This is a genomic window from Siccirubricoccus soli, from assembly GCF_024178315.1.
In the GTDB taxonomy this organism is placed as follows: Bacteria; Pseudomonadota; Alphaproteobacteria; order Acetobacterales; family Acetobacteraceae; genus Siccirubricoccus; species Siccirubricoccus soli.
The window spans coordinates 24,690-51,312 of record NZ_JAMZIK010000076.1; the positions used below are offsets into that span (position 1 = coordinate 24,690).

The 26,623-nt window shown below is 71.4% G+C and carries 24 protein-coding genes; 15 read left to right on the forward strand and 9 right to left on the reverse strand.

Annotation, left to right across the window (positions count from 1 at the left end):
• The first annotated feature begins 159 nt into the window (after positions 1–159).
• The gene (locus NJ376_RS12785; RefSeq protein ID WP_252953654.1) at positions 160–621 is read left to right on the forward strand and encodes a nitroreductase family deazaflavin-dependent oxidoreductase; all 462 of its coding nucleotides are present in this window, start codon (positions 160–162) and stop codon (positions 619–621) included.
• A 213-nt stretch (positions 622–834) separates the two neighbouring features.
• The gene (locus NJ376_RS12790) at positions 835–1,593 is read left to right on the forward strand and encodes a transglycosylase SLT domain-containing protein (RefSeq protein ID WP_252953655.1); all 759 of its coding nucleotides are present in this window, start codon (positions 835–837) and stop codon (positions 1,591–1,593) included.
• A gap of 111 nt (positions 1,594–1,704) precedes the next feature.
• Here the strand turns inward: NJ376_RS12790 and NJ376_RS12795 are convergent, their stop codons facing one another.
• The gene (locus NJ376_RS12795; RefSeq protein WP_252953656.1) at positions 1,705–2,718 is read right to left on the reverse strand and encodes an amino acid ABC transporter substrate-binding protein; all 1,014 of its coding nucleotides are present in this window, start codon (positions 2,716–2,718) and stop codon (positions 1,705–1,707) included.
• Between the two features lie 7 nt (positions 2,719–2,725).
• Positions 2,726–3,406 carry an NIPSNAP family protein gene (locus NJ376_RS12800; protein WP_252953657.1) on the reverse strand — a complete coding sequence of 227 codons (681 nt, stop codon included), beginning with the start codon at positions 3,404–3,406 and terminating at the stop codon, positions 2,726–2,728.
• Positions 3,407–3,739: 333 nt separating this feature from the next.
• Here NJ376_RS12800 and NJ376_RS12805 point away from each other — a divergent pair, with 333 nt between their 5' ends.
• From NJ376_RS12805 to NJ376_RS12815, 3 genes are all read left to right on the forward strand, one after another.
• The gene (locus NJ376_RS12805) at positions 3,740–5,806 is read left to right on the forward strand and encodes a hypothetical protein (RefSeq protein ID WP_252953658.1); all 2,067 of its coding nucleotides are present in this window, start codon (positions 3,740–3,742) and stop codon (positions 5,804–5,806) included.
• Positions 5,803–7,518: a glycosyltransferase family 4 protein gene (locus tag NJ376_RS12810; protein WP_252953659.1), complete on the forward strand. Its 1,716-nt coding sequence runs from the start codon at positions 5,803–5,805 to the stop codon at positions 7,516–7,518. Before NJ376_RS12805 ends, NJ376_RS12810 begins: the two co-directional genes overlap by 4 nt.
• Positions 7,519–7,679: 161 nt before the next feature.
• Positions 7,680–8,855 carry an acyltransferase family protein gene (locus tag NJ376_RS12815; RefSeq protein WP_252953660.1) on the forward strand — a complete coding sequence of 392 codons (1,176 nt, stop codon included), beginning with the start codon at positions 7,680–7,682 and terminating at the stop codon, positions 8,853–8,855.
• Positions 8,856–9,510: 655 nt separating this feature from the next.
• Here the strand turns inward: NJ376_RS12815 and NJ376_RS12820 are convergent.
• From NJ376_RS12820 to NJ376_RS12830, 3 genes are read right to left on the reverse strand one after another with little or no spacing between them, the layout of a single operon-like run.
• Complete coding sequence (locus tag NJ376_RS12820) at positions 9,511–10,179, reverse strand: DsbA family oxidoreductase (protein WP_252953661.1); 669 nt, start codon at positions 10,177–10,179, stop codon at positions 9,511–9,513.
• 33 nt (positions 10,180–10,212) lie between these two features.
• Complete coding sequence (locus tag NJ376_RS12825) at positions 10,213–11,502, reverse strand: NAD(P)/FAD-dependent oxidoreductase (RefSeq protein ID WP_252953662.1); 1,290 nt, start codon at positions 11,500–11,502, stop codon at positions 10,213–10,215.
• Between the two features lie 3 nt (positions 11,503–11,505).
• On the reverse strand, positions 11,506–12,477 hold the full coding sequence (locus NJ376_RS12830) for a Bug family tripartite tricarboxylate transporter substrate binding protein (RefSeq protein WP_252953663.1): 972 nt from the start codon (positions 12,475–12,477) through the stop codon (positions 11,506–11,508).
• 131 nt (positions 12,478–12,608) lie between these two features.
• Here NJ376_RS12830 and NJ376_RS12835 point away from each other — a divergent pair, with 131 nt between their 5' ends.
• The 4 genes from NJ376_RS12835 (at position 12,609) to NJ376_RS12850 (ending at position 16,701) form a co-directional block, all read left to right on the forward strand.
• The gene (locus NJ376_RS12835) at positions 12,609–13,490 is read left to right on the forward strand and encodes a TauD/TfdA dioxygenase family protein (protein ID WP_252953664.1); all 882 of its coding nucleotides are present in this window, start codon (positions 12,609–12,611) and stop codon (positions 13,488–13,490) included.
• A gap of 3 nt (positions 13,491–13,493) precedes the next feature.
• A complete protein-coding gene (locus NJ376_RS12840) occupies positions 13,494–14,405 on the forward strand; it encodes a fumarylacetoacetate hydrolase family protein (RefSeq protein WP_252953665.1) in 912 nt (303 codons plus the stop codon).
• Positions 14,402–15,382 (forward strand): Bug family tripartite tricarboxylate transporter substrate binding protein, encoded by a 981-nt coding sequence (locus tag NJ376_RS12845; RefSeq protein ID WP_252953666.1) that lies wholly within the window; start codon positions 14,402–14,404, stop codon positions 15,380–15,382. Before NJ376_RS12840 ends, NJ376_RS12845 begins: the two co-directional genes overlap by 4 nt.
• 203 nt (positions 15,383–15,585) lie before the next feature.
• Positions 15,586–16,701, forward strand: coding sequence for an Ldh family oxidoreductase (locus tag NJ376_RS12850; protein ID WP_252953667.1), 1,116 nt, complete (start codon positions 15,586–15,588; stop codon positions 16,699–16,701).
• Between the two features lie 178 nt (positions 16,702–16,879).
• On the opposite strand, the gene NJ376_RS12855 is transcribed toward NJ376_RS12850, so the two are convergent.
• Entirely contained in the window at positions 16,880–17,281 is a 402-nt protein-coding gene (locus tag NJ376_RS12855; protein ID WP_252953668.1) for a nuclear transport factor 2 family protein, read from the reverse strand.
• 104 nt (positions 17,282–17,385) lie between these two features.
• On the opposite strand from NJ376_RS12855, the gene NJ376_RS12860 reads away from it, so the two are divergent.
• From NJ376_RS12860 to NJ376_RS12870, 3 genes are all read left to right on the forward strand, one after another.
• Positions 17,386–18,348 (forward strand): Bug family tripartite tricarboxylate transporter substrate binding protein, encoded by a 963-nt coding sequence (locus NJ376_RS12860; protein WP_252953669.1) that lies wholly within the window; start codon positions 17,386–17,388, stop codon positions 18,346–18,348.
• A 13-nt stretch (positions 18,349–18,361) separates the two neighbouring features.
• Complete coding sequence (locus NJ376_RS12865) at positions 18,362–19,222, forward strand: isocitrate lyase/PEP mutase family protein (RefSeq protein ID WP_252953670.1); 861 nt, start codon at positions 18,362–18,364, stop codon at positions 19,220–19,222.
• Positions 19,223–19,501: 279 nt separating this feature from the next.
• The gene (locus NJ376_RS12870) at positions 19,502–20,230 is read left to right on the forward strand and encodes a haloacid dehalogenase type II (protein ID WP_252953671.1); all 729 of its coding nucleotides are present in this window, start codon (positions 19,502–19,504) and stop codon (positions 20,228–20,230) included.
• A 54-nt stretch (positions 20,231–20,284) separates the two neighbouring features.
• Here the strand turns inward: NJ376_RS12870 and NJ376_RS12875 are convergent, their stop codons facing one another.
• Positions 20,285–21,061, reverse strand: coding sequence for an NUDIX hydrolase (locus NJ376_RS12875; RefSeq protein WP_252953672.1), 777 nt, complete (start codon positions 21,059–21,061; stop codon positions 20,285–20,287).
• 5 nt (positions 21,062–21,066) lie between these two features.
• Positions 21,067–22,083 (reverse strand): Bug family tripartite tricarboxylate transporter substrate binding protein, encoded by a 1,017-nt coding sequence (locus tag NJ376_RS12880; protein ID WP_252953673.1) that lies wholly within the window; start codon positions 22,081–22,083, stop codon positions 21,067–21,069.
• Positions 22,084–22,200: 117 nt separating this feature from the next.
• Here NJ376_RS12880 and NJ376_RS12885 point away from each other — a divergent pair, with 117 nt between their 5' ends.
• From NJ376_RS12885 to NJ376_RS12895, 3 genes are all read left to right on the forward strand, one after another.
• Positions 22,201–22,920 (forward strand): DUF1028 domain-containing protein, encoded by a 720-nt coding sequence (locus NJ376_RS12885; RefSeq protein ID WP_252953674.1) that lies wholly within the window; start codon positions 22,201–22,203, stop codon positions 22,918–22,920.
• Positions 22,921–23,415: 495 nt separating this feature from the next.
• Positions 23,416–24,459, forward strand: a complete 1,044-nt coding sequence (locus NJ376_RS12890; RefSeq protein ID WP_252953675.1) for an EAL domain-containing protein — start codon at positions 23,416–23,418, stop codon at positions 24,457–24,459.
• Positions 24,460–24,582: 123 nt separating this feature from the next.
• Positions 24,583–25,236, forward strand: a complete 654-nt coding sequence (locus tag NJ376_RS12895) for a glutathione S-transferase family protein (RefSeq protein ID WP_252953676.1) — start codon at positions 24,583–24,585, stop codon at positions 25,234–25,236.
• Between the two features lie 132 nt (positions 25,237–25,368).
• Here NJ376_RS12895 and NJ376_RS12900 read toward each other — a convergent pair whose 3' ends face one another.
• Entirely contained in the window at positions 25,369–26,535 is a 1,167-nt protein-coding gene (locus NJ376_RS12900) for an iron-containing alcohol dehydrogenase (RefSeq protein WP_252953677.1), read from the reverse strand.
• Positions 26,536–26,623: the final 88 nt, after the last annotated feature.

Sequence of the window (26,623 nt, forward strand, 5' to 3'; positions counted from 1 at the left end):
GCAGGGCAACGGGTGGGGGCAGGTTCTGCCGGGACGCGGGAGTGACCAAGGCCTCGCGCGGCCTGCCGCCGCGGGGCTCCCCATCAAAGACGCGGGGCCGCCTTCCCGTGGGGCGCGGGCGACCCACATGCTAGCCTCCAACAGGAAGGAGAGCCGTCCATGTCCGACGCCAAGATCGCCCCGAACCTGCCGCAATGGATGCTGGATCATGTGCACCGCTACCTCTCCAGCGGCGGCACGGATGGCCACATGTACGATGCGAAGCTGCCGGACGGGCAGCCGATCACCGTTCCCGCCCTGCTGCTGATCACCACCGGGCGCAAATCCGGGGAGAAATACCTCTTCCCGCTCTATTACGGCACGGAAGGCAACAGCTTCATCATCGTCGCCTCCAAGGGCGGGGCGCCGGACCATCCCGGCTGGTACAAGAACCTGCTGGCGAACCCGCTGGCGGAGATCCAGGTCGGCACCCGCAGGATCCCCGTCCGCGCCCGCACCGTCACCGGGCCGGAGCGCGCCGGGCTGTGGGAGAAGGCGCTGAAATTCTGGCCGCCCTACGCGGACTACGCGAAGAAGACGGAGCGCGAGATCCCGGTGGTGCTGCTCGACCCGGTGAACTGAGGCCCTGGACGGGGGCTTCGGCTCTGCCTCCCGGGTCGGCAGGCTGCACCGTCAGGCCGTGAACTCGGACCGGGGTCCGGGGGGGAGTCCACCCCCCGGCAGGGGGTTGGCGGCACTGCCGCCAATAGGCAGCCGCCCCCAACCTTCCCCTTTGGCACACCGGTTGCGCTGCCCTCTCCGCCCCTGCCGCCGGCCGGGGAGGAGACCGCTGCCATGCCCGCCCTGCTCCTGCTGCTGCTCGCCCTGGCCCTGCCGCGGCAAGCTGCGGCGCAGGCCCTGGAACAGGGCCAACTCTGCCGCGCCGCCATCGCCACGGTGGAGCGCGAGGCGAGCCTGCCGCCGCGGCTGCTGGCGGCGATCGGGCGCGTCGAGAGCGGACGGCGGGACCCGGGGAGCGGCGCCTTCCACCCGTGGCCCTGGACCATCAATGCCGAGGGGCGCGGCAGTTTCTTCCCGGATAAGGCGGCAGCGATTGCCGCGGTGCGGCAGCTCCAGGCCCAGGGGGTGCGCTCCATCGATGTGGGCTGCCTGCAGATCAACCTGCGGCATCACCCCAACGCCTTCGCCAGCCTGGAGGAGGCCTTCGACCCGCTGGCCAATGCCCGCTACGCCGCCCGCTTCCTGAACGAGCTGCAGGCGACGCGGGGGGATTGGATGGTGACGGCCAGCCACTACCATTCCCAGACGCCGGAATTCGCCAGCGCCTACCGTACCAGGGTGACAGCGGCGCTGCTGGCGGAGCAGGGCACGCCGGAAGCCCCGACGGCGGCCATGGCGGCACTGCGCCCGCAGCCGCCGCAGGCTGCGCCACCGGTCTCGGGCGGGGGCGGCTTCATGCTCTCCAATGGCGCGGATCGGGCGGCGGTGATGCCGGCGGCGCCCGGCACGGTGGGGCGGGGGCTGGATGCCTATCGCGCCCTGCCCATTCCGCTGGCCGGCCGCACCCCGATCGCCGGCGCACGGAGGCTATGACATCCGACGCCAGAGGGTGCCTGCCGCAGCTTGGCTGCGGCAGGCTGGGCGAGGCCGAAGGCGCCCAGCGACTTCAGCCTCCAGGAAGCCGCGCAGCAGCGTCGCGGGGCGTTACCGCATGGGCCAGGAATACATCAGCCCGCCATCGGTCCAGAGCCGGTTGAGGCCGCGCTCCAGTCCGATCGGGGTCTTCGGGCCGATGGTGCGGTCGAACAGCTCCCCGTAATTGCCGATGGCGCGGATCAGGTTGTAGGCCCAGGCCGGGTCCAGCTTCAGCGCCTGGCCCAGCACCGGATCCGTCCCCAGCAGCCGGCGGATATCCGGGTTGGGGCTCTGCCGCAGCTGCTCGGCATTGGCGCTGGTCACGCCCAGCTCCTCCGCCTGGATCAGGGCGGAGACGGTCCAGCGGACCACGTCGAACCACTCCTGGTCGTCGCGCCGTACCACCGGGCCATAGGGCTCCTTGGAGAAGCGCTGCGGCAGGATGACGAAATCGCCCGGCCGGGTGAACTGGCTGCGGAGCGCGGCAAGCTGCGTCGCATCCGTGCCGATGGCGTCGCACCGCCCGGCCTGCAGCGCCGCGGCATTGTCCTGCATCCGCTCCTGCAGCAGCGGGGTGAAGCGCAGGTTGTTGGCGCGGAACCAGTCCGTCGTCACCAGCTCGTTCGTCGTGCCGGGGGAGAGGCAGATGGTCATCCCGTCCATCTCCTTCGGGTCGGAGATGTTGGCGTCCTTCCGCACCATGAAGCCATGGCCGTCATAGAGGTTCACCACGACCATGCGCAGGCCGAGGGTGGTGTCCCGCGTCATGGTGAGGGTGGTCTGGCGGATCAGCACGTCGATCTCGCCGGATTGCAGGGCGGTGAAGCGCTGCACCGCGGTCAGCGGCACGAAGCGCACCTTGGCAGGGTCGCCGAACATCACCGCGGCGAGGCCGCGGCAGAGATCCGCATCCATGCCGCGCCAGACGCCCTGGCTGTCCGGCAGGGAGAAGCCGGCGACGCCGACATTGACGCCGCAATTCAGCGTGCCGCGGGCCTTGACGTTGTCGAAGGTCTGTCCCGCCCGGGCGCCCCCGGCCGTAAGGCCGAGGGCAAGGAGGGCGGCGAGGAAAAACCGCATCATTCGAATCCTAGCGAATCGGCGACCAGGGCACCGGCTTCAGGATCAGGTTCGTCTGCTGCTTCAGCGCGCCGAGCGGGGCGGTGGCCTTCTGGAACTCCGCCCAGCCCGGATCGGCCGCCATCGCCGTGCGCCGGCGGTCACGGTCGCCCAGCGAGGAATAGGCCCAGGCGAAGACCACCTGGTTGATCGGCCCCACCTCGGTCACCGCGAACCAGAGAAGCTGGCCGAGCAGCCGCTGCTGCACCGGCAGGCCGAGATCGCGATAGGCGTCGATCCAGGCCTGCATCTTGCCTGGGTGGAAGTCGTAGGTGCGGTGATCGACGAACATGCCGGTGCCCTCGATCTTCCGCTCGAAGGGCTGGCCCACCTTCTGCAGCGGGGAGAAGGGCAGGGTCTTCAGCAGCTTGGCTTCCTGCGCGAAGAGCGCGCCGGTCTCCCGGGTCGTCGCCAGGAAGCGCTGCCAATCGGGGTCGGCATCCCGCTTCGGCATGTTCTCCTCGCGGGTGTCGATGTCGTCGAAGCCGCGGACGAAGAGCACGCGGTTGATCTGGCCGAATTCCACCGTGAACATGCCGATCAGCGGCGTCAGGGTGCGGCCGGAGGCGGCGCCGCCGATCTCGCCATAGGCCTTGAGCCACAGCGGCAGCTTGCCGGCATGGGCGGTGTAGATCCGTTGTTCGAGAAACATGGCGTTGCTCCTTCCTTGACCGGGCCCTCCCCGGTTGGTCGGAGTGCGGCACAGCGCCGCCGCGCGGTCAATCGGCACTGGCCGGCAGGGCGGCGAGGCGGCAGCCGGTTCGTCAACGCCGGGTAACTGCAGCGGGGGGCCGCCGCCTTAACGGCCTCTTCAGGAGCCGGGCCGTAAGTCCGTTCTCGCCCACCGCAACGGATCCTCCGCAATGCCGCAAAATGCGCGCCAAATCCGGGTTGCAGAAGCAGCCAGGTGCCCTCCCCCTGCCGGTGACGCCGGTCCCGGCCGAGCTGCCGGATCGGGAACCGTGTCCGGGCAGGGGGTGGCGCCATGAGCCTCACCCTGCTGCCGCCGAAGCCGGGTGGCGGCGCCCGGCCCCTCTCCGGGCGCGGGCTGCTGGAATATCTCGGCCGGCTGCTGCCCGCCCCGGCGGAGGCGGAGCCGGAAGCGCCGCCCACCGACCCGGTGGCGGTGGAAATCGCCCGCATCGCCGCCTCCGGCCTGTTCGACGCGCTCTGGTTCGTGGAGCAGCATCCGGAGGCCGCCAAGGCCCGCGATGCCATCGCCTGGCAGGTGCGGGAAGCGCCGCTGGCGGCGCCCCATCCGCTCTTCGACGTGGCGCATTACATAGTGACGCAGCCGGATTGGCGCCTTGCCGCCGTCACCCCGCTCGGCCACTACCTGCGCTGCGGCGCGGCCACGGGGGCCAGCCCGCACCCGCTCTTCGACCCTGCCTGGTACGCCGCCCAGGTGCCGGGCGTGCCGGCCGCGCAGCTCTTCCGCCATTACCTGACGGAAGGCTTCGCCGCCGGCCTCTCGCCTCACCCGGCCTTCGACCCGGCCTATTACGGCGCGCAGATCCCCGGGCTGCGGGCGGCAGGGGTGAACCCGCTGACCCATTTCGTCCAGCTCGGCGCGGCCGAGGGGATCTCGCCCAACCCGCTCTTCGACCCCGCCTGGTACGCCGAGTGCTACCAGCCGGCCGGCAACCCGCTGGTGCATTTCCTCACCGTCGGCGCGGCGGCGGGGGCGCAGCCGCATCCTCGCCTGCCGGCCGAGCCCCTGTCCCGCTGGCTCGCCCGGCTGGCAGCCGGGGAGGCGGTGCCCGGCGCCTGCGCCACGGCGGAGCCGGGCGAGGCCAACCCCACCCCCACGCCTGTCCCTGCGGAGCCAAGCCCCGCAGCCTCGGAACCTGCTGCCATCGAAGGTCCCGCCCCCGACGCGCGCCACCGCAAATCCCTGCTCACCCAGATACGGAAAACCGTCCAAATGACCGTCCTGAAGCCGCAGCAGGCGGCAGAGCCAGCGCTGGTCAGCAGCGCCGGCGGCATCGTCTTCACCGGCGACCTGCTGCGGGTGGACGACCATGAGCCAAAGCGCCTAGCGAATCCGCAGGCGACCAACATCGCCTGGATTCACGCGCTGTTCGGCCCGCTGCTACGGGAGATCACCGGGCGGGCCAGCCGGGCCTTCGTCGCGGAGGATTATCCGAACCCGCTCGCCCGGCTCTCCGTCTACCGGCGGCTGCAACGGGAGTTCAGCTCCGCCGGCTGGGCCTCGCTCTATGCCGAACTCGATGACGCGGCGCTGGAGGAGGAGATCGCCAGCCGCTTCGCCGGCAACCTCGTCATCACCTACGAGATGCCGCCCTATCTGCGGCAGATCTTCGACCGGCACGGGATCGGCTTCATCGACCTGACCATCCATCCCATCCGCTACCTGCCGGACTACGTGTTCGGCATCCGCAGCAACGTCCCGGCCGTCAGCCGGCGCCTGCACGCGCTGCAGGTGCCGCCCAGGGTCTTCGCCGATTTCGCCCGCCTCTCCGCCGCCCGCACCGTCCGCGTCTTCCGCAGGACGGATCTGGAACCGGGCGCCGCCCTCTTCATCGGCCAGATGAACCACGATTCCTCACTGATCCATCGCGGCCGGATGTATGAGACCGAGGATGTCGAGGCCGCGCTGTTCGAGCTCTCCTCGCGCTATCCGAAGGTGTACTACAAGGTGCACCCCCACCGGCGGGACGCCGCCGAGCTGAAGGGGTTCGTCGCCTCACTGCCGCGCTGCGAGTGGATCGACGCGAATATCTACGATCTGCTGGCGCGGCCGGAGATCGAGGTGGTGGCCAGCCTGTCCTCCGGCACGCTGATGGAAGCGCCGTTCTTCCAGCGGCCGATCCAGCGCTACATCGACCGACCCCTGGCCGTGGACGTCACCGGCGCGACGCACGAAGAGGTGTTCGAGAAGGGGCAGTACGTCGCCGCGCCGCCGGCGATCTTCGAGGCGCCCTACTGGGCCTACATCCTCGGCCATAGCGAGGCCCCGCCGCCGCTGCAGCATTTCGACGTCACCCGCGACGCCCTCAGGACGACGCTCAACATGAAGTGGGGCCGATGAGCGCCCCGGCCCTGCCGCCGGGGGGCGGCATCCTCTACGACATCAGCCGGCTGATCGCCCGGCACGCCAACCGCACCCCCACCGGGATCGACCGGGTGGATCTGCGCTACGCCCTCTGCGCCGCGGGCGGGGAGTGGGGGCCGGCGATGCCGGTCGCCCAGCGCGGCGGCGCCATCGTGGAGGTGCCACGCTCGGTCGCCCGGCGGCTGCTCGCGCATCTCGCGGAACGCTGGATCGAGGGCGGGCCCGGCACGGAGATCGAGCCGGTGCTGCAGCAGGCAGGGCTGCTCGGCCCGGCGTCCGAGGGCGCGGCGCTGGCCGCCGCAGCCGCCGGGCCGCGGCAATTCGCCATGCGCTACCCGCGCTGCATCTATCTGAACGCCTCGCATCACGGCCTCTCAGAGCAGGAGGCGCTCGGCCGGCTGCTGCACCATGTCGGCGGCGGCGGCGTGTTCTTCATCCACGACCTCATCCCGATCGAGTTCCCGGAATACGTCGCCCCTGGGGACAAGGCGGTGCATGAGGAGAGGATGCGTACCGCCCTTTCCCTCGGCAGCGCCCTCATCGTGAATTCGGCCGCGACGCAGCGGAGCGTCGAGGCCTGGGCGGCGGCGAATGGCTTCCGCTGCCCGCCCATCCATGTGGCGAGGATCGGCATCGAGAAGGGCTTCGAGGCAGAGGCGCCGGCGGCGCCACCGCCGATCGACCGGCCCTATTTCGTCTGCGTCGGCACCATCGAGCCACGCAAGAACCACATCACCCTGCTGCATCTCTGGCGCGCCATGGCACAGGAGCTGCCGGCGGAGCAGGTGCCGAAGCTGGTGCTCATCGGCCGTCGCGGCTGGGAGTGCCAGCATGTCCTCGCCATGCTCGACCGCTGCGAGGCGCTGCGGCCGCATGTCATCGAGCTGAGCGGGCTGAGCGACGCGCAGATGCGGGCCTGGCTGCAGAACGCCCGCGCCGTGCTGTTCCCCACCTTCACGGAGGGCTGGGGCATTCCGGTGGTCGAGGCGCTGGCCCTCCGGGTGCCGGTCATCTGCTCCGACATCCCGGTGCTGCGGGAGGCGAGCCAGGGCCTGGCCGACCCGGTCGACCCGCTTGATGCGCGGAGCTGGCGCGAGCGGATCCTGACCTATGCGGCCGAATCGGCTGAGGCCCGGGCGGCGCGCCGCGCCGCGCTGGCCCGCTTCACCCCGCCGGCCTGGGACACCCACCTGACCGGGGTGCGCGACGCGCTGCACGACGCCATGCGCGGCGCCGGCACCGTGCCGCCCTTGGCCGGGCGGAAGCTGGCGGAGCTGCCGGCCGGCAGCGTGGCGATCGCGGAAGACCCGGACCCGGAGCTGGACGACTTCTCCCAGGCCGTCGCGGCCGGGGACGCGGCCCGCGGCCGGAAGGACTGGATCGCGGCCGCGCGGGCCTATCGCCAGGCGCTCCATCAGCAGCCGGGCGAGGCCGGGATCTGGGTGCAGTACGGCCACATGCTGAAGGAGGCAGGCAACCTCAAGGCCGCCCATGAGGCCTATAACCAGGCGCTGAGCCTGATGCCGCGGGATGCGGACCTGCATCTCCAGCTTGGCCACCTGTTCAAGCTGGCGAACCAGGCGGCACAGGCCCTGGCCCATTACGAGATGGCCTTGGCGCTGGACCACACCAATGCCGAAGCGCGACGGCATGTGGAATGGGGGCAGCGGCAGCTCGCCTCGGCCTGAGCCAGGTGGTCCTGCCGCCGGGGGCGTCGTCGGCGCCCCTCCCCCAACCGCCGCCCCGCGGGGGCTTCCGCCGCGGGGCGGCTGCCACGCCGCCGACGGGCCGCGGCACGGCCTCCACCGCACCGCTTGCGCAACGGCCCCGCCTGCCGCATCACGCCGCCATGGCAACATACCGGCCCGCGGCCACCCGCCGCACCGATCTCGACCTGCTGCGCATCATCGTCTGCGGCGGCGTCATCCTGGCGCATGCGCTGCTGATCTTCGCGGCGGAGCCGCGCTACCATGTGAAGAGCGCCGCCCCCTGGCTGCCGGCCACGATCTTCTACGAGGCCTTCCGCATCTCCACCCTGGCGATCTTCTTCGTCCTGGCGGGCTGGTCCGCCGTCGCCTCCCTGCGCCGGCGCCCCTGGCAGCGCTACCTGCGGGACCGGGCGGAGCGGGTGCTGCTGCCGCTTGTCGCCGGGGTGGTGCTGCTCGGCCCCGTCATCAAATGGATCGAGCTGGGCCAGGGGCGGGATCTGCGCATCAACGGCTTCCGCCTGGTGACGCCGCCGGATTACGGCTTCGTGGAGTTCCTCTCGCGCTATTTCGGCCGGGTGCAGTTGCTCACCTGGTCGCATCTCTGGTTCCTGGCCTATCTCTTCGTCATCTCCCTGGCCCTGCTGCCGGTGCTGCTGCGCCTCGCCCGGGTGCCGCGGAGGGAATGGATGCCGGGGCGGGTGCTGGCCTTCCTGCCGGCCGCGGGCTTTGCCTTGCTGATCCTGACGACGGGCGCCTACTGGCCCTTTCTGCCCAACCTGACCCAGGATTGGGGCAACCTGCTCTACTTCACCGCCTGCTTCCTGGCGGGCGGGGTCTTTGCCGCCTGGCCGGGCTGGGAGGCGCGGCTGCGCGCCGAGGCACCCTGGCTGCTGGCCATGGCGCTGGCGGGGCTCGCCATCGTGCTGCTGGCCGGCGAAGGCGTGGTGGGGCGGATCGGGGTCGGGCTCTGCGCCTGGGGCTCCATCGGCGCGGCGCTGGGCTATGCCGGGCGGCACCCCCCTTCCCCCTCCCCCCTGCTGGCCTGGCTGGGGGAGGCGACCATGCCGGTCTATGTGCTGCACCATGTGCCGGTGCTGGCGCTCGGCGTGCTGGCCCTGGGCTGGGGCTGGGGGCCGATGGCGACCGTGCTCTTCGCCTGGCCGCTGGCCACGCTGCTCTCCCTGGCCGCCTACCGGCTGCTGGTGCAGCCCTTCGCCTGGCCGCGGCGGCTGGTGGGGATGGGCCCGGCGCCGCAGCCCCCGAAGACCGCCCCCGGCCTGGGCGGAGGCATTTTCAGGCCGGACGGAGTCGCCTGACGAGCCTGATGGCAGCGGCATTGATCCTTGACCAATGCCGAGGCCGCGCATGCGGCCCGTGCCCCGTGGCCATGGGCCGCGGAGGCGGCCCGCCCGGCGATGGAGGGGCGGTCGATCGGCTAGAGCAGATCGCGTTCAGCTGGAATCATCTGAACGCGTGAAGCTGCTCGCGAAACAACGGCCTAGAGCATGCTGCGTGAGCGCAAGCGAACGCAGCATGCTCCAGGATCAACGGCCGCCGGCATGACACCTGCCGAACCATCGGGATGGCGCGGGTCTGCCCGCCTGGAACCGCGCCAGCCGCGAGTGGCCTGTCCGTGAAGTTCGTGGGAGTTCCCACGAACGCAGCGGATCGGCAGGCCACGGAAAACAATGGCTGGCGGCCCGAGAACGAAGTCCGCAGGACTTCGAAAGAAAGACACTAGAGCATTTCCGGAGCACATGCGTTCACCAAAAACGCTCCACGCCCTTGTTTGCAGAGCAGATTCATGCCTTCAGGCGACGCCGCCCTACGGCGATCTGCTCCAGCCGCGGCGGCCAGCGCCTGCGGGAAGGCCGTGGGCGCCATGGAAGGGCGGGCGCGACCTGGCCTGCGACAGGACAGCGAGCGGTCGCGGCCAAGGCAGGCGCCCGGGGATGCAAGGCGGTGCGGCGCTCAGGCGCCCATCCCCTCCACCAGCGCCACGTCCAGCAGGCGCTCCAGCACCTCCGGCTCCTGCGCGCCGGCGATGGCGTGGCGGCCGGCGATGACGAAGCAGGGCACGCCGTTGATGCCCAGGCGATGCGCGCGGAGATTGTCCGCATGCACCGCTTCCACCTCCGCCACCGTGCCGAGGAAGCGGCGCGCCGCCTGGCCGTCCAGCCCCTGGCGCTGGGCGATGCCGGCCAGCACGCTGGTCTCGCCGATATCCAGCCCGTGCAGGAAATAGGCCTCGAAGATCGCCTCCACGATCGGGTCCGCCGCGCCGTAGCGGGCGGCCCAGCGGACCAGGCGGTGGGCGTCCAGGGAATGCGGCACGCGGCGGATGCGCTCGAAATGGAAATCCACCCCCTCCGCCCGGCCCAGCTCCGCGATGGTGCCGTGCAGGCGGCGGGCGCGTTCCTCGCCGCCGAATTTCCGCACCAGATATTCCTGCCGCGGCACGCCCTGGGGGGAGAGGTCCGGGTTCAGCAGGAAGGGCCGCCAGACCAGCTCCGCCGCGATGTCCGGCCGCGCCCGCAGGGTACGCCGCAGCCGCCTGATGCCGAGGAAACACCAGGGGCAGACGAGGTCGAAGACGACCTCGATCGGCAGACGCGCGCGTGGCGGGGCGAGCAGGTTCACGGCACAACCGTAGCAGGGCTGGCGGAAACTGCATCAACTCGCATGACGGGCCCGCGAGCCGAAACGTTCCACCGCGAAGGGCGCGAAGTCCAGGTTGGGCGCGGGGCCCAGCATGGCCCGGGCCAGCGCCGCCCCGGTGGGGGCGGAGCCGGTCAGCCCCAAATGACCGTGACCGAAGGCGCACCAGAGGCCCGGCCAGGCCTGGACCGGGCCCAGCACCGGCAGGCTGTCCGGCAGGCAGGGGCGGTGGCCCATCCAGAAGCCCTCCGCCCCCTCGGTGCGGGCCTGGGGGAAGGCGTTGCGCAGATCCTCCAGCAGCAGCGCCGCCCGGCGCGGCGTCGGCGGGTGCTCCAGCCCGCCGAACTCCACCGTGCCGGCGATGCGCAAGCCATGCTCCATGGGGGAGATGAAGGCCTTGCGATCGGCCGGCACCACCGGGCGCCGCAGCGCGATACCGGCCTCCGGCAGCATCACGTGGTAGCCGCGCTGGGTCTCGAGCGGCACCTTGATCCCGAGCGGCGCCAGCAGCCTTGCGGACCAGGCACCGGCGGCCAGCACCACCTGATCGGCCCGTTCCAGCCCCGCCTCGGTCATGGCGCCAATCACCCGGCCGCCCTCCGTGGCGATGGCGGTGACACGGGCGCGCCGGATCTCGCCCCCCAGCCGCTCCACCCCCCGCGCCACCACCTGGGCCTGGCGCAGCGGGTTCACGCTGCTGCCCTGGTCCGGGATGAAGAGGCCGAGCTGGTAATCGCCCTGCATGTCGGGCTCCAGCGCCTGGATCGCGGCTTTGCCCTCGAGGAATTCCACCCGCATGCCGTGCTGCTGCCTGAGCGCCCAGCCACCGGCATCCTTCTGGAAATGCGCCCGGTCGCGGTAGAGGTAGAGCTGGCCGGTCTCGCTGATCAGATCCAGCGCGCCTTCCTCGGCAAGGATCAGACGGTGCTGCTCCATGGCGCCGTAGAGGAGGGCGGCCAGCGCCTCGGCAATGCTGGCAACGCGGGCCGGGCGGGCGCTGGCGACGAAGCGCCACAGCCAGGGCGCGGCGCGCGGCCAGTAGCGCGGCGGGATGTGCAGCGCCCCGGCGGGGTCCAGCAGCATCTGCGGCACCTGCTTCAGCACGCCGGGCATGGCCAGCGGCGCGACGGAGCCGGCGCTGATCGCCCCGGCATTGCCGGAGGAGGCGCCGCTGCCCGGCGCCTCGCCGTCCAGCACCAGCACCCGGGCGCCGCCATGCGCCAGGTGCCAGGCGGTGCAGAGGCCGACGATGCCGGCGCCGATGACGATGACGCGGGGGCCGGCGGGAGAAACGGGCGAGTCCATGCCCTATTCTATGCGCACCTCCGCCCGGGCGGCGATGGCCGCCCATTTCTCCCGCTCGGTGGCAAGGAAGGCGGCGGTTTCCTCCCGCGTTGCACCCATCGGCTCCAGCCCCCGCTCCTGCAGCAGGGCGCCCAGCCCTTCCGCCATCACCGCCCTTGCATCGGCCGAGAGCTTCGCCTGGATCGGCTCCGGCAGACGCGCCGGGCCGGCCAGCACCGCCCAGGTGGCGCCGGTGAGGTAGGGGAAGCCCGCCTCCGCCACCGTCGGCACCGCCGCCACGCTGGGCAGACGCTGGTCATGGCACAGCGCCAGCGCCTTCAGCCGCTTCTCCCGCAGATGCGGCAGGGCGGAGGGGATGGTGTCGAAGGAGAGCTGCACCTGGCCGGCGATGAGATCGACCATCAGCGGCCCGCTGCCGCGATAGGGCACATGCGTCAGGTCGATGCCGGCGCCGAGGCGCAGCATCTCCCCCACCAGATGGGTGGAGGTGCCGTTGCCGAAGCTGCCGTAATTCAGCGCGCCGGGCCGGGTGCGGGCATAGGCGGCGACATCCGCCAGGCTGTCCACCGGCAGCCCGGCATGTGCCAGCACCAGGAAGGGCTGCAGGGTCAGCCAAGTGATGCCGGCGAGGTCCTTCGCCACATCCACCGGCATGTTGCGCATGGTGGCCTGGAGGATGGCCATCTCGGCCGAGGCGCCGAGCAGCAGGGTGTGGCCGTCCGGCGGCGCCTTCGCCACCTGGTCGGCGCCGAGGGCGCCGCTGGCGCCCGCGCGGTTCTCCACCACCACCGGCTGGCCCCAGCGCTTCGCCAGGCGTTCCGCCAGCAGCCTTGCCACCAGATCCGTGCTGCCACCGGGCGGATAGCCGACGACGAGGCGGACGCTGCGGTTGGGATATTCGCCCTGGGCCCAAGCCGGGAGGACGCCAGGGGTGGCGAGCGCCAGGGCGGCCAGCGCCCGGCGGGTGATTCGCATGGGGGTTCCTCCCGTTCCGGGCGGGCCTTGGAGTCCGGCCGCCATCCGGTGCCATGCTCGGTCGCCCCAACGTTGGGCGCAAGCTTGACCTCATCGGTCGCCCGACCGATTTTGCCGCCGGAGGTTCGCCGATGCGTATCATACCGAACAATGCCGGGCTCGGGGCCCGGGTCGAGGATATCGACCTCGCCCGCCCGCTCTCGCCCGCCGATCACCGCACCGTGCTGCGGGCGCTCGGCCAGTACGGCGTGCTGTGCTTTCCGGGACAGGATCTGGAAGCGCCGCACCTCTCTGATTTCGGCAGCCGCTTCGGCGAGCTGGAAGTGAATGTGGCGAACATGTTCCACGCCCCGGGGCATCCCGAGGTGATGATCCTGTCCAACATGCGGGACGCGGCGGGGAAGCCGCTGGGGCTGAACGATGCCGGCCAGGGCTGGCACACCGACATGTCCTATTCGAAGGACATCGCCCTGGCCAATGCGCTGCACGCCAAGCTGGTGCCGCTGCGCGACGGCCGTCCGCTGGGCGCCACGCAGTTCCGCAACATGCACGCCGCCTATGACGACCTGCCGGCGGAGCTGGTGGCGCGGCTGGAAGGCCGCGTGGCGGTGCACGATTTCGAGAAATTCTGGGACGTGATGCGCCAGCGCCCCGGCAGCATCCGCAAGGCGTTGACGCCGGAGCAGCGGGCGAAGAAGCCGCCGGTGGAGCAGCCGATCTTTCGCGTCCACCCGATCACCGGCCGCCGCGTGCTCTACTGCAACCCCGGCTATGCCATGTACATCCCCGGCATGGACCGCACGGAAAGCGACGCGGTGCTGGAATTCCTGTTCCGCCACCAAGCGCAGGAGAAATACCTCTACAGCCATGACTGGGCGCCGGGCGACCTGCTGATGTGGGACAATATCGGCACGGTGCACAACGCCGTCGCGGATTACGGGCCGACGGAGCACCGCTACATCCTGCGGGTGCAGGTCATGGCGACGCTCGACTACGCAGCCATGGCGGCCTGAACGATGAAGCTGATCACGTTCGAGGCCGATGGCACGACGCGCATCGGCGCCGTGCTGGGCGAGGCGGTGGTGGCGCTGCAGCCGGCGCTGGAGGCGGCCTGCGCCGCCGCAGGCGAAGCGCCGCAGCGCCTGCCGGATGACATGCGCGGGCTGCTGGAAGCGGGCGAAGCCGGGCTGGTGGCGGCCGCCCGGGCGCTGGCCTTCGCGGCGCGACCGGAAAGCGTGACGCTGCGGCGGCCGCTGAGCGCCGTGACGCTACTGGCGCCGCTGCAACCCGGAAAAATCCTCGGCGTGGGACGCAACTATGCCGACCATGCGAAGGAGGTGGGCGGGCCGAAGCTGGAGGCGCCGCGCATCTTCCTGAAGCCCACCTCCTCCGTCTGCGGGCCGGGCAGCATCGTCACCATCCCGAAGGCGGCGCTGAAGCCGGATTGGGAGGTGGAGCTCGGCGTCGTCATCGGCCGCCCGGCGCGCCACGTGCCGGAGGGGACGGCGCTCGACTACGTCGCCGGCTACACCGTGCTGAACGACCTGACCGACCGCGCCCTGCAATTCGACCATCCGATCGGCATGACCAGCTTCGGCAAGGGGCTGGACGGGTTCTGCCCGATGGGGCCCTACCTGACGACCGCCGACGAGGTGGGCGAGCCCTGGCAGCTCGGCCTGCGCTGCTTCCTGAACGGGGAGAAGGTGCAGGAGGGGAACACCCACGACCTGATCTTCAGCGTGGCCGCGCTGGTCGCCTGGCTCAGCCGCTTCGTCACCCTGCAGCCGGGCGACGTGATCGCCACCGGCACGCCGGCCGGGGTCGGGCATTTCCGCAGCCCGCCGCGCTACCTGAAGCCGGGCGACAAGCTGCGGCTGGAAGTGGATCGCGTCGGCGTGCTGGAGCACGGGATCGGGGGAGAAGCATGAAGGCCATTCTTGCCGCGGCGCTGGCGCTGCTGGCCGGCACCGCGGCGGCGCAGCCGCGGGCGCCGGGGACGGATTATCCGAACAGGCCGGTGCGCATCGTCGTGGCGCTCGCCCCCGGCGGCAATGCGGACCTCAACGCCCGGCTGGTGGCGCAGCAGCTCTCGCAGCAGACCGGCCAGCAATTCCTGGTGGAGAACCGCCCCTCCGGCGGCGGAACCGTGGCCTTTGAGACGGTGGCGGCGACGCCGCCCGATGGCTACACCCTGCTGGTCGGCGCGCTCGGCTCCCACACCCTGAATGTCGGGCTATACGGGGACCGGCTGAAGGTCCATCCGCTGACTGGCGTGGATCACATCACCATCAGCAGCCATTCCGCCATCGCGGTGGCGGTGCGCCCCTCGCTCGGCGTGCAGACGCTGACGGAGTTCCGGGACCTGCTGCGGGCCAATCCCGGCAAGTACACCTACGGCTCCTCCGGCAACGGCACCACCGGGCATATCGCCGGCGCCATGCTGGTGCAGATGCTGGGGGTGGAGGCGCAGCACATTCCCTATCGCGGCTCGGCTGCGGCCTTCACCGATCTCGCCGCGGGGCGGACGGATTTCCAGGCCGACACCATCTCCTTCCTCTCGGAGCATTTCCGCAGCGGCGCGGTCCGCGGCATCGTCATCGCGACGCCGGAGCGCTCGCCCATGGCCCCCGATGTCCCGACCAGCGCGGAGGCCGGGCTGCCGCAATACCAGGCGACCACCTGGACGCCCTGGAGCGCGACGCTGGGGACGCCGATGGTGATCCGGCAGTTCCTCTATGAGCAGATCAGCGAGGCGCTGCGCGTGCCTTCGGTGCGGGACCGGCTGGTGCAGCTCGGCAACACCATCCCGGAGGGAATGACGCCGGAGCGCACCCGCGCCTTCATCGCCAGCGAGATCGAACGCTGGGTGCCGATCGTCCGCGCCTCCGGCGCGAGCGTGGACTGAGTCCTCCACGACGTCGCTTCGTGCCTTCGCGTGGGGCCCCGTCCGACGGCCCAGGCGGGGCGCTGCGCGCCGCCTGGGGTCCATTCGGCCCGAGTGAAACATTCCTCGCATACCCCGTCGCGGCCAAGCCGTGCCGGGGCAACGGTGGGGGGCAGGTTGCAGCCATGCGCCCGGGGCGCATGCAGGAAGGGAAGTCCAGACCCATGGCAAAGAACGTCACCACCGGGCGCCGCGTGCCGGCGGAGGCCATCCGTGCCCAGATCCATGCCATCCTGACGCGCTGGGGCATGCCGGAGGAGCAGGCCCGGACCACCGCGCAGATCATGGTGGAAACCGACCTGCTCGGCGTGGACAGCCATGGCCTGTCGATGCTGATGACCTATGAGGAAGGCGTGCAGCAGGGCCGCATCAAGGTGGGCGCCCTGCCCCGCGTCGTGCGGGACACCGGCCCCACCGCCCTGCTCGATGCCGGGGACGGGCTCGGCCACCCGGTCGCCGCCATGGCGATGAACATGGCGGTGGACAAGGCGCTGGCGCAAGGTATCGGCGTGGTCGGGGTGGTGAACAGCCATCATTTCGGCGCCGCCGGCGCCTATGCCCGCATCGCCGCCGCGCGCGGCGTCATCGGCCTGGTCACCTCCTCGACCCGCGGCGTCACCATGGTGCCGACCCGCGGCGCCATGCCGGTGCTGGGCACCAACCCGCTGGCCTTCGCCGCGCCGGCCAAGCGCAACAAGCCCTTCGTGCTGGACATGGCCACCACCACCGTCGCCGCCGGTAAGGTGAAGGTGCACCACCTGAACGACGCCCCACTGCCGGAAGGCTGGGTGCTGGACGGCAAGGGCAAGAGCGTGACCGACCCGCATGAGGGCAATGCCTTCGTCTTCCAGCGCAAGGAAGGCGGCATCACGCCCCTTGGCGGGGTGGAGGAGCGCGGCAGCGCCAAGGGCTACGGGTTGGCGATGATGGTGCACATCCTGGGCGGCGCGCTGGTCGGCGCCAGCTTCTCGCCCATCCGCAACCGCAACCCGGACCCCAGCCTGCCGCACAATATCGGGCATTTCTGCCTGGCGCTGGACCCGCGCGCCTTCCGTGCCGAGGGCGAGTTCGAGAACGACCTGGACGACGTCATCGACATCCTGCACGCCACCCCGCCCGCCGACCCGGCGGAGCCGGTGCTGGTGGCGGGGGAGCCGGAGGACCGGATGCGGGAGGAACGGCTCCGCCTCGGCGTGCCGGTGCCGGACAGCCTGGATACGCTGATCCGCGGCATCTGCGAGCGGAGCGGGGCGCCTTACCTGCTGCGGCCCAATACCTGACATTCGAGGGGGACGCTGTCCCCCTCGACCACCCCCTGCCAAAGGCCGAAAGGCCTCTGGAAACCATGAGTCTCGGACCCATCGGTCGAAGCGCGAGAGTCAAGGGCTCCAAGGGCCTTCGGCCCTTGGCGGGATGGGGTTTGAGGAGTTGCGGCACTGCCGCAACCAGAGCCCTTCCTCAATCCCGCGTCTCGAAGCGATAGACCTTGCTGACGATCTTCCACCCCGCCTCGGTGCGGTTCAGCACCAGATAGTCGGTGAAGTAGCGGGGCGGCAGCTGGCAGGCGACCTTCACGAAGGCGGTCTCCGGCCCGCTGATATCCATCAGCAGGATCCGGTCGTCCCGCGCCAACCCCTTGGATTTGGCGGAGGGGCGGCTGCGGACGGCGGCCAGCCATTCCTCCCGCGGCAGGTCGCCGACGCCGCCATCCTTGGCCCAGTAGAGGTGGCTGCAGGGGTGGAAGGCAGCGGCCAGCTTCTCCGCATCGCCCTCGTACAGCCCGTCGAAATAGGTCTGGATCACCTGCTCGATCTCGGCGACGGTGCTCGCCGCCATCGGCTTGCCGCTGGCATCGGGCATTGGACCTCTCCTCTCCTTGCCTCCCGCCATCCTGGCACGGAAACCGCGCCCCTTGCATCCCCGGCGAGGCGCCGGATACTCGGGCGCGAAGGGGGAGAACGAGCATGAATTTCGGCCGCCGTGCCCTGCTGGCCCTGACCTTGCCCGCCCTGGCGCATCCCGCTTTCGCCCAGGGCTGGCCTACCCGGCCCATCCGCCTGCTGGTGCCCTATGCCACGGGCGGCGGCACGGATCTGCTGGCCCGCGCCCTGGCCGAGGCGCTCCGCCCCGCCCTGCCCCAGCCGGTGGTGGTGGAGAACCGCGCCGGCGGCGCCGGCGTGATCGGGACCGAGCTGGTGGCACGGGCGGAGCCGGATGGCCATACGCTGATGGCGGTGGTCTCGACGCATGTGGCCAACCGCTACTTCCTGCCTGCCCTGCCCTATGACCCGCTCCGCGACTTCACCCCGGTCGCGCTGCTGACGCGGAACACCATGGTGCTCGCCGCCGGTACCGGCCAGCCTTTCGCCGACCTGCCCGCGCTGCTGGAGCGCGCCAAGGCGCAGCCGGGGCGCATCGGCACCGGCAGCACGGAGAGCCTGTCGTCCTTCATCGGGCAGGAGCTGGCGCGGCGCGCCAAGGTGGAGATGCCGGATGTGCAATACCGCTCCGGCGGGCAGTTGATGAACGACATCGTCGCCGGCCATCTGCCGGTGGGCTGGACCAGCACGGCCAGCGCCATGCCGCATATGCAGACCGGCCGGGTCCACCTGCTGGCCGTCTCCACCGCGACGCGCACCCCCTTCTTCCCGGAGACGCCAACGGTGCAGGAGCAGGGCATTCCGGATTTCGACCTCCCCGGCTGGGTCGGGCTCTACGGCCCCTCAGGCCTGGCGGCGCCGGTGGTGGAGCGGCTGTACCAGGCCCTTACCCGCGCCTTCGAGGATGCGACGCTGCGGCAGCGCTTCGCTACCATGGGCATCGAGCCCGCCCTCGGCCCCGGCACTGCGCTCGCCGCGGCGGCGGAGCGGGAGGACAAGCTCTGGGCCGCGGCCGCCGCCGCCGGCCATATCCAGAAGCAGCAATAACTAGGAGAGACCCATGGCCAACCCCGCGCTGAAGGCCGCCTTCGCCGCGAAGCAATTCGTCGTGGCACCCGGCATCTTCGACATGATCAGCGCCAAGGTGGCGGACGGCCTCGGATTCGAATGCCTCTACGTCACCGGCTTCGGCACCGTGGCCTCCCATCTGGGGGTCGCCGATGCCGGCATCGCCACCTATTCGGACATGGTCTCCCGGGTCGGCCAGATGGCGCGGGGGGTGGCGACGCCGGTGATCGCAGATGCGGATACCGGCTATGGCGGGCTGCTGAATGTCCGCCACACCGTCATGGGCTATGAGGCGGCCGGCGTCTCGGGCATCCAGCTCGAGGACCAGGAGATGCCGAAGAAATGCGGCCATACGCCCGGCCGCCGCGTCATCCCGGCCGAGGAGATGGCGCTGAAGATCCAGGTGGCGGTGGAGGCGCGGCAGGATCCGAACTTCCTGATCGTCGCGCGGACCGATGCGCGGACCACGCTGGGGCTGGAGGAGGCGATCCGCCGCGGGAAGCTCTATGCCGAGGCGGGCGCCGACATCATCTTCATCGAAAGCCCGGAGAGCGAGGCGGAGATGCGGGCGATCGGCCAGGCCATCGACAAGCCGCTGCTGGCGAACATGGTGGAAGGCGGGCGCACCCCCATCCTGCCGGCGGCGAAGCTGGCGGAGCTCGGCTATGCCATGGCGATCTATCCGGCGATCGGCTTCCTTGCCGCGGCGGCGGCGCTGGAAAAGGCCTATGCCCATCTGAAGGCGGCGGGCGACAGCAACGCGATCGGCGAGAGCTACGGCTTCAAGCGCATGACGGAGCTGATGGGCTTTCCGGAGGTGTGGGAATTCGAGAAGCGCTGGGCGCGGGAGTAGCGGAGCACAGGCGCCGCCGCGTCCGGGCGCGCTCATGCGCGCTCGACGGCGTCGGGCGCACCTCAAGCCCCTGCCATGGGGCGGCTTCCAAGGCATGGATGCCGCGTAGCGGCACCGCGCGCCGCGCGAATAGCGCGCCTCCGGTGTGGCACGGCTACGGCCTTGACCTGGAAACCGGCCCATGGCGCTCGTGAGTGGCCGCCTTCGACGGTGTCGAAGGCGCACAGAGGCGCCTTCGGCCGAGGACATGCCGCGGGCCGACACAGGAGGAAGAGAGCCATGGCATCGCGGTTCGACAGTGTGAAGGCGCTGGTCTTCGACGTCTTCGGCACGGTGGTGGACTGGCGCGAGGGCATCGCGCGGGACGCCGCGGTGTTCCTCGCCCGGCACGGCCGCGGCGATATCGACCCGCGCGGCTTCGCCGATGCCTGGCGCCGCCGCTACCAGCCGGCGATGGAGCAGGTCCGCAGCGGCCGCCGCCCCTTCACCCGGCTGGACGTGCTGCACCGGGAGAACCTGGAAGCCGTGCTGATGGATTACGGCCTGAGCCCCGGCAGCATGAGCGGGGAGGAGCTGGACGAGTTCAACCGCGCCTGGCACCGCCTCGACCCCTGGCCGGAAGCCGTCGCCGGCCTCACCCGGCTGAAGCGGAAATTCATCATCGCGCCGCTCTCCAACGGCAATATCGCGCTGATGCTGAACATGGCGAAGCGCGCCGGCATCCCCTGGGACGGCATCCTCGGCTCGGAAGTGGCGCAGGCCTTCAAGCCGCAGCCGGAAGCCTATCTGCGCACTGCCGAGGTGCTCGGCATCCAGCCGGCCGAGCTCTGCCTGGTCGCGGCCCACAACAACGACCTGGCCGCGGCGAAGCAATGCGGCCTGGCCACCGCCTTCGTCCCCCGCCCGACGGAGCATGGCCCGAACCAGACCACGGATCTGGAGCCCACGGGGAGCTGGAACGTAGTGGCGAAGGACTTCCAGGACCTGGCCCATAAGCTGGGCTGCTGAATCGCGGGGTGGGCGCGGCCGCCGGCCGCGCCCCTCCTCGGTGCAGCCGGCCGGCTACATCGCCCGCGCGCCGGCCGGAAACAGCGGGCCGCCATAGCCCGCCTCCACCGGGATGCGGAGGAAGCGGGCGCCGCTTGCATCCGTCTCCAGCACCGGCTGCACCCGCACCACCTCCCGCGCCCGCGCCGCCGCCATGGCCGCTTCCAGGGAGGCGGCGCCGGCGAGGCGGCCGAGATTGAGCCGCGTCGGGAAGAGCACGGTGCGGGTCCCCGCCTCCGCCGCGGCCAGCGCCGCCTCGGGGGTGATCCAGACGCTGTCCACCGCCTCGCGCCCGTCATGCGCCGCGGCGTGGCCACCCGGGGCGGGGGCAAGGAAGAAATGCGTGTCGAAGCGCTTGGGCAGGTCGTCCGGCGTCACCCAATGGGCGAAGCGCACCAGCGCGCCGATATCCGGCACCAGCCCTTCCGCCTGCAGCAGCGCGGCGAAGCCCCGGCTGCCGGCATTCAGCGCATCCCGGTGCGCGGCAGCGACGGCCGCGCCCTGCTCCGGCGTCAGCGCCACGCCGCCCGCGGTGCGGGCGAGCAGCAGCCCGCTCTCCTCGAAAGCCTCGCGGATTGCGGCGACGCGCAGCGCGGCGAAGGGGTCGTCGGTGCCGAGGCCGGCGGCGATCTCGGCATCCGCCGGCTCCACCCGCCCGCCGGGGAAGACCAGCGCGCCGGCGGCGAACTCGATCTGCCGGTGGCGCACCACCATGAACACCTCGGGCCCGGCCGGCCCGTCGCGTAGCAGCAGCACCGTCGCGGCGGGTCGGGCGGGGGCGGGTTCGGCCATGCAACTCACTCCGTGCGAATGCCGGCCGAGCGGATCAGCGGCGCCCAGCGGGCGTGCTCGGCGGCGATGAAGGCGGCGAATTCGGCGGGCGTGCCGCCCACCACCTCGCCCGCCTGGGTCTGTTCCACCACCTGCCGCACCTCCGGCTGGCGGATGGCCGCGTTGAAGACACGGTTGATCGCCTCGGCCAGTTCCGGCGGCAGGCCGGCGGGGGCCAGGATGCCATGCCAGACCGTCGCCTCGAAGCCCGGCACCGTCTCCGCAATGGCCGGCACCTCCGGCAGCAGCGCGACGCGCTTCGCGGAGGCGACGGCGAGGGCGCGCAGCTTGCCCTCGCGGATCTGCGGCAGGGAGGTGGAGACGGTGATGATGGCGCTGCCCGTCTCGTTCGACAGCAGGCTGCGCAGCACCTCGGCGCCGCTGCGATAGGGCACCGGCGTCATCCGCGCCCCGATGCGGCGCAGCAGCAGCTCCTGCGCCAGATGGCCGACATAGCCGATGCCGGGATGGGCATAGACCTGATCCGGGGCCTTCGCCCCGGCGATGAACTCCGCGAGGCTGCGATGGGGCGAGGCCGCGGGGACGACGAGGGCGAGCGGCAGGTTCACCAGGTGGCAGACCGCGGTGAAGGCGGACATCGGGTCATAGCCGAGGCTCGGCTGCAGCTCCTTGCCGATGGCGTTGGCGCCGAGGTCCCCCATCATCAGCGTGTAGCCATCGGGGCGGGACTGGGCGACGGCAGCGCCGGCGATGGTGCCGCCGGCCCCGCCGCGATTCTCCACCACCAGCCCCTGGCCATTGGCGAGTGGCGGGAAGGCGGTAGCGACGGTGCGGGACAGGGTGTCGATGGCACCACCCGCCCCGAAGGGGACGACAAGCCGCACCGGCCGTTCCGGCCAGGCGGCCTGGGCCTGGGCCTGGGCCTGGGCCTGGGCCTGGGCCTGGGCCTGGGCCTGGGCCAGGGTGGGCAGGGCAAGGCCCGGCAGGGCCAGGGCGGCGCGGCGGCTCATGGCATGGGGCATTGGCGTTCCTCCCGGTTGCCGGCAGGCTGCCGCCATGGCGGCCGTTGCGCAAGCGGGTGCGGGCCGGCCTGGGCCGTGCCCCGCCCGTGCTGCCGCCCGTCGCTGGGGAGTTCGCTCATGACCTGGTCCATCACCGCCCATGACCCTGAGACCGGCGCCTTCGCCGTGGCGGTCGCCACCTGCAATTTCGCGGTGGGGGCAAGCTGCCCCTTCGTCCGTGCCGGGGTGGGCGCCGTCTCGACCCAGTCCATGACCAACCGCTATCTCGGCCCCGCCATCCTGGACGGCATGGCGCGCGGGCTGACACCGGCTGCGGCGATCGAGGGCGCGCTGGCGAGCGACCCCGGCCGTGGCATCCGCCAGGTGCATGCGGTGGACCGGCATGGAAGCAGCGCCGCCTGGACCGGGGAGAATTGCGTGGAATGGTGTGGCCACATGACCGCGGAGGGCTTCTCCGTCGCCGGCAACATGCTGGCCGGGGAGGCGGTGGTGGCGGAATGCTTCGCCAGCTTCGCCACCGGCGCGACGCTCGAGCTGCCGGAGCGGCTGATGGCGGCGATGGAGGCCGGGGAGCGGGCGGGGGGCGACCGCCGGGGCCGACAATCCGCCGCCATGGTGATGGTGACGACGGAGGATTTCCCGGATCTCGACATCAGGGTGGACGACCACCCCGACCCGCTGGCGGAGCTGCGCCGGCTGCTCGGCATCTGGACGCGGGACCGCAAGCCAGGGCTGCCCGATTCGCCCCGCAAGGCCAACCCGGCAGGGCGGATCGACCTGGACCGCATCGAGGCAGGCTGGCGCGCCCGCGGGCTCGATCTCCGGTTCCGGCGCTGAATCAACCGAGCATCGCGGCGCGTAGTGCCGCAATTATCGCATGAGTCTTATGGCCGGGGCTGCACCCAGGAGGGAGACCAGCGCCGCAGCATCAATCCGGACGTGCATGCCGGCGCAGAAAATCGCAACATCGCGACGAAATAACACGCATGAGTTGCATACGCTCCACGTCGTATAGGTCAATCCAGGGAAATGAGCTGGATTTGTGCTCCATGGCGCACGTCCAGGGGCAATCGGCGGCACCACAAGGCTCAAGCTTTGGCCATCGCCTCCTCCCATGTAGATGATGCGCAGAAAAAAGACGATTCCCTGCACTCCATGCATGACTTGGCACAGGCAGGGCGCTAAGCTCCCTGACACGTTTTTCGGGGACTAGGATTGTCCTGCTCGGTCCGCTCTGATCCTGGCCGTGACCGTCTGGTCGTGCTCGCGCGCGACCCGGCCGTGATCGCTGCGGCACATGCCGCGACCCACAGCCTGGGGCGGCCGCCTGCCATGGTGGTCGAAAGCGGGCGGGAGGCGTTGGCGAGGATCGCCGCCCCGGGTGTGGCGCCACGCCACCTGGTCTGCGACCCCCTGGCGGCGGGCGCGGATTGGCCCAATCTGCTGGCCCTGCTGCGCGATCCCGGCGCCCCCACCGGCCTCGTCGTCGTTTCCTCCAGCCCCGATCGCGGCAACCTGCCGGGGGATGTCGTGGTCCTGCCAGCCGACCCGCTGCGCCTCGCCGCCGCCCTGCTGGCCCGGCCCGCCTCCGCCAGCGCCCTGCCGGATGCCGCCGCCGCGGCGCTGGAAGCCAGCCTGGCCCGCGGCGAGATCGCGGTGCGCTTCCAGCCCGTGGTCAGCCTGCGCGACCGCCGGCCGATCCTGGTGGAGGCGCTGGCGCGCTGGCACCTGCCGGACGCGCCGGTGCGGCCGGATGCCTTCGTCGCCCTGGCCGAGCGTGCCGGGCTGGCGCGCAAGCTCTCCATCGCTGTCGCCTCCCGCGCCGGGGCCGAGCTGGCCAGGCTGGCGCCGGGCTTTCCCGCCCTCGGCCTCTCGCTGAACCTGCCGCTGGCCCTGCTGCTGCAGCCGGACCTCGTCGCTTGGCTTGGCCGCGCCATGGCCGGCACCGGCTTCGGCCCGGGGCGGCTCTTCCTGGAGCTGACCGAGACCACCGAGGTGCGCGACCGCCGCCTGCTGCTGCGGGCCCTGCAGCGGCTGAACGCGGCCGGCTACCGCGTGCTGCTTGATGATCTGGCGCTGGGCGATGGGCGGGAGGGGCTGCTCGCCCTGCCCTTCGCCGGCTTCAAGCTGGACCGCAGCCTGGTGGAGCGCCTGCCGAGGGAGGCCGCGGTGCGGCACGCCGTGCGCCGCCTGATCGGGCTCGCCCGGCGGCGGGGCCAGATGGTGATCGCGGAAGGCGTCGGCGAACTCGGCCACTGGTCCCTGCTGCGCGGCCTGGGCCTCGACAGCGCCCAGGGCTTCGGCATCGGCCGGCCGCTGCCGGCCAGCGCGCTTCCCACCTGGCTGGCCGGCTGGCGGGGCTATCGCCGCGGCTGATGGACAGGCCGCCGGGCCGGGGCGATGCTCCGGCCCGGACCGAAGCGCCTGCCCAAATCAGCCCGTGTGCCGTCATCTTCGGCGGTGGCCGGGTGCAGGGTGCCGGCCCGGGAGGACGATGCCATGCAGGACCCGCCGGACCGGGAGAGGCTGACGCTGTTCGGCAGCTTCACCTCCAGTTCCAGCTTCAAGCCCATGCTGTTCCTGACGCTCGCCGGGCTGCCCTTCAGCTTCCGCACGGTGAACCTGAAGACCGGGGCGCAGAAGCTGCCGGACTACCTGGCGGTGAACCGCTACGGGCAGGTCCCGGCGCTGCGGCACCGCGGCCTCACCATCGTCCAGTCCAATGTCATCCTGGACTACCTCGCCCGGACGACCGGGCATTTCGAGCCGGCGCGCGAGCAGGATCGCTGGCAGGCGCGGGAATGGCTCTCCTGGGAATCGGACGCCATCACCAATGTCGCCAAGGTGCGGCATTACAGCCGCTTCCGCGCGGTGGACCCGGCGGTGATGGCGTATTTCCGCCCCTTGGCAGAGGCGGCGCTGACCACGGTGGACCAGGCGCTGGAAGGCCGCGACTGGCTGATGGGCGAGGCGCCGAGCATCGCCGATCTCGGCTGCTGGGGGCGCATGGTGTTCATGGCGGAGGGCGGCTTCGAGATCGCCCGCTGGCCGCGGCTGGCGGCCTGGGCCGGGCGGATCCAGGCCCTGCCGGGCTATGCGCCGCCCTATGAGCTGATCCCGAAGAAGGATACGGAGGTCGCGGGTCGCGGCTGAGGGTGGGGGCGATATGGGGGCTCTGCCCCCATGCCCCCGCCGGGGCCAAGGCTTGGCCCCGGACCCCGCCCTGAGTCAGCGGGTTCAACCGCTGGGGCTGGACCACACACAAAGTCCGAGGCAAAGGCCCCGTCAGCCATAGACCCGGCGGTAGAGGGCGATGATCTCGCTGGCTTCCGGCACCCGCGGATTGTTGGCCGGGCTGCCGGAGGCGAGCGCCTGCTGCGCCATCAGCGGCAGCAGCCCCTCCCACTTCGCCGCGCCGATGCCGTATTGCGCCGGGGTCGGCACGCCGAGCTCCTGATTCAGCTCGCGCAGCTCCTCCAGCAGCTTGCTGCCGGCGACCTGGTCCGCATCGTCCCTTGTGGCGACGCCCATGGCGCGCGCCGCCTCCGCATAGCGCGGCAGCGCATGGTTCAGCCCGTATTCGGTGACGGCGGGCAGCAGCATGGCGTTGGAAAGGCCGTGCGGCACATGGAAATGCGCGCCGATCGGCCGGCTCATCCCATGCACCAGGGCGACGGAGGAGTTGGAGAAGGCGAGCCCCGCCTGCATGGCGCCGAGCATCATCGCCTCCCGCGCCGCGGCATTGTGCGGCTGGCGATAGGCGATGCGGAGATGGCGGCCGATGAGGCGCATGGCGGAAAGCGCCAGGCTGTCCGCATGCGGGTTGGCGCGCTTGGAGACGAAGGCCTCCAGGGCATGGGTCAGGCTGTCGATGCCGGTATCCGCCGTGGTGCGCGCCGGTACGCTGTAGGTCAGCTCGTAATCGACGATCGCCGCCAGCGGCAGGGCGCCGAGGCCGGCGATCAGCATCTTCTCATCCGTCTCGGTGTCGGTGATGACGGTGAAGCGCGTCGCCTCGCTGCCCGTGCCGGCGGTGGTGGGGATGCAGATGACCGGCACCGCCGCCTTGTCCGCGCTCGCCGGCACCTTGAAGGCGCGCATCTTGGCGCCCGGCTCCGCCGCGGCGAGGATGGCCATGGCCTTCGCCGTGTCCATCGGGCTGCCGCCGCCGAAGCCGATCAGGCAATCATAGTCGCCGGCGCGGAAGGCGGCGACGCCGGCCTCGATGACCGTGTCGGTCGGGTCCGGCACGGTGTCGCTGAACACCGTGGGCGTGATCCCGGCCTTGGCCAGCGGCTCCAGCACCCGGTTCACGGTGCCGGAGGAGACCATCCAGGGATCGGTGACGAGCAGCGGACGGGAAAGACCGAAGAGGCCGAGCACCTCCGCGATCTGGGCGGTGCTGCCGCCGCCGATGCGCATCAGCCGCGGCGAGACGATGGTGGCGATCATGGCTGCTCCTTCCCCGTGCGCGTCCTGCCGAAAGGCTGCGCCGCCTTGCGGGCCTTGCAGGCCCGGCATCCCGCCCGGCAGTTCCGCA

Coding starts and splice junctions, on each gene's coding strand:
- NJ376_RS12785 (WP_252953654.1), top strand. CDS start 160: ATGTCCGACGCCAAGATCGCCCCGAACCTGCCGCAATGGATGCTGGAT.
- NJ376_RS12790 (WP_252953655.1), top strand. CDS start 835: ATGCCCGCCCTGCTCCTGCTGCTGCTCGCCCTGGCCCTGCCGCGGCAA.
- NJ376_RS12795 (WP_252953656.1), bottom strand. CDS start 2,718: ATGATGCGGTTTTTCCTCGCCGCCCTCCTTGCCCTCGGCCTTACGGCC.
- NJ376_RS12800 (WP_252953657.1), bottom strand. CDS start 3,406: ATGTTTCTCGAACAACGGATCTACACCGCCCATGCCGGCAAGCTGCCG.
- NJ376_RS12805 (WP_252953658.1), top strand. CDS start 3,740: ATGAGCCTCACCCTGCTGCCGCCGAAGCCGGGTGGCGGCGCCCGGCCC.
- NJ376_RS12810 (WP_252953659.1), top strand. CDS start 5,803: ATGAGCGCCCCGGCCCTGCCGCCGGGGGGCGGCATCCTCTACGACATC.
- NJ376_RS12815 (WP_252953660.1), top strand. CDS start 7,680: ATGGCAACATACCGGCCCGCGGCCACCCGCCGCACCGATCTCGACCTG.
- NJ376_RS12825 (WP_252953662.1), bottom strand. CDS start 11,502: ATGGACTCGCCCGTTTCTCCCGCCGGCCCCCGCGTCATCGTCATCGGC.
- NJ376_RS12830 (WP_252953663.1), bottom strand. CDS start 12,477: ATGCGAATCACCCGCCGGGCGCTGGCCGCCCTGGCGCTCGCCACCCCT.
- NJ376_RS12835 (WP_252953664.1), top strand. CDS start 12,609: ATGCGTATCATACCGAACAATGCCGGGCTCGGGGCCCGGGTCGAGGAT.
- NJ376_RS12840 (WP_252953665.1), top strand. CDS start 13,494: ATGAAGCTGATCACGTTCGAGGCCGATGGCACGACGCGCATCGGCGCC.
- NJ376_RS12845 (WP_252953666.1), top strand. CDS start 14,402: ATGAAGGCCATTCTTGCCGCGGCGCTGGCGCTGCTGGCCGGCACCGCG.
- NJ376_RS12850 (WP_252953667.1), top strand. CDS start 15,586: ATGGCAAAGAACGTCACCACCGGGCGCCGCGTGCCGGCGGAGGCCATC.
- NJ376_RS12855 (WP_252953668.1), bottom strand. CDS start 17,281: ATGCCCGATGCCAGCGGCAAGCCGATGGCGGCGAGCACCGTCGCCGAG.
- NJ376_RS12860 (WP_252953669.1), top strand. CDS start 17,386: ATGAATTTCGGCCGCCGTGCCCTGCTGGCCCTGACCTTGCCCGCCCTG.
- NJ376_RS12865 (WP_252953670.1), top strand. CDS start 18,362: ATGGCCAACCCCGCGCTGAAGGCCGCCTTCGCCGCGAAGCAATTCGTC.
- NJ376_RS12870 (WP_252953671.1), top strand. CDS start 19,502: ATGGCATCGCGGTTCGACAGTGTGAAGGCGCTGGTCTTCGACGTCTTC.
- NJ376_RS12875 (WP_252953672.1), bottom strand. CDS start 21,061: ATGGCCGAACCCGCCCCCGCCCGACCCGCCGCGACGGTGCTGCTGCTA.
- NJ376_RS12880 (WP_252953673.1), bottom strand. CDS start 22,083: ATGCCCCATGCCATGAGCCGCCGCGCCGCCCTGGCCCTGCCGGGCCTT.
- NJ376_RS12885 (WP_252953674.1), top strand. CDS start 22,201: ATGACCTGGTCCATCACCGCCCATGACCCTGAGACCGGCGCCTTCGCC.
- NJ376_RS12890 (WP_252953675.1), top strand. CDS start 23,416: ATGGTGGTCGAAAGCGGGCGGGAGGCGTTGGCGAGGATCGCCGCCCCG.
- NJ376_RS12895 (WP_252953676.1), top strand. CDS start 24,583: ATGCAGGACCCGCCGGACCGGGAGAGGCTGACGCTGTTCGGCAGCTTC.
- NJ376_RS12900 (WP_252953677.1), bottom strand. CDS start 26,535: ATGATCGCCACCATCGTCTCGCCGCGGCTGATGCGCATCGGCGGCGGC.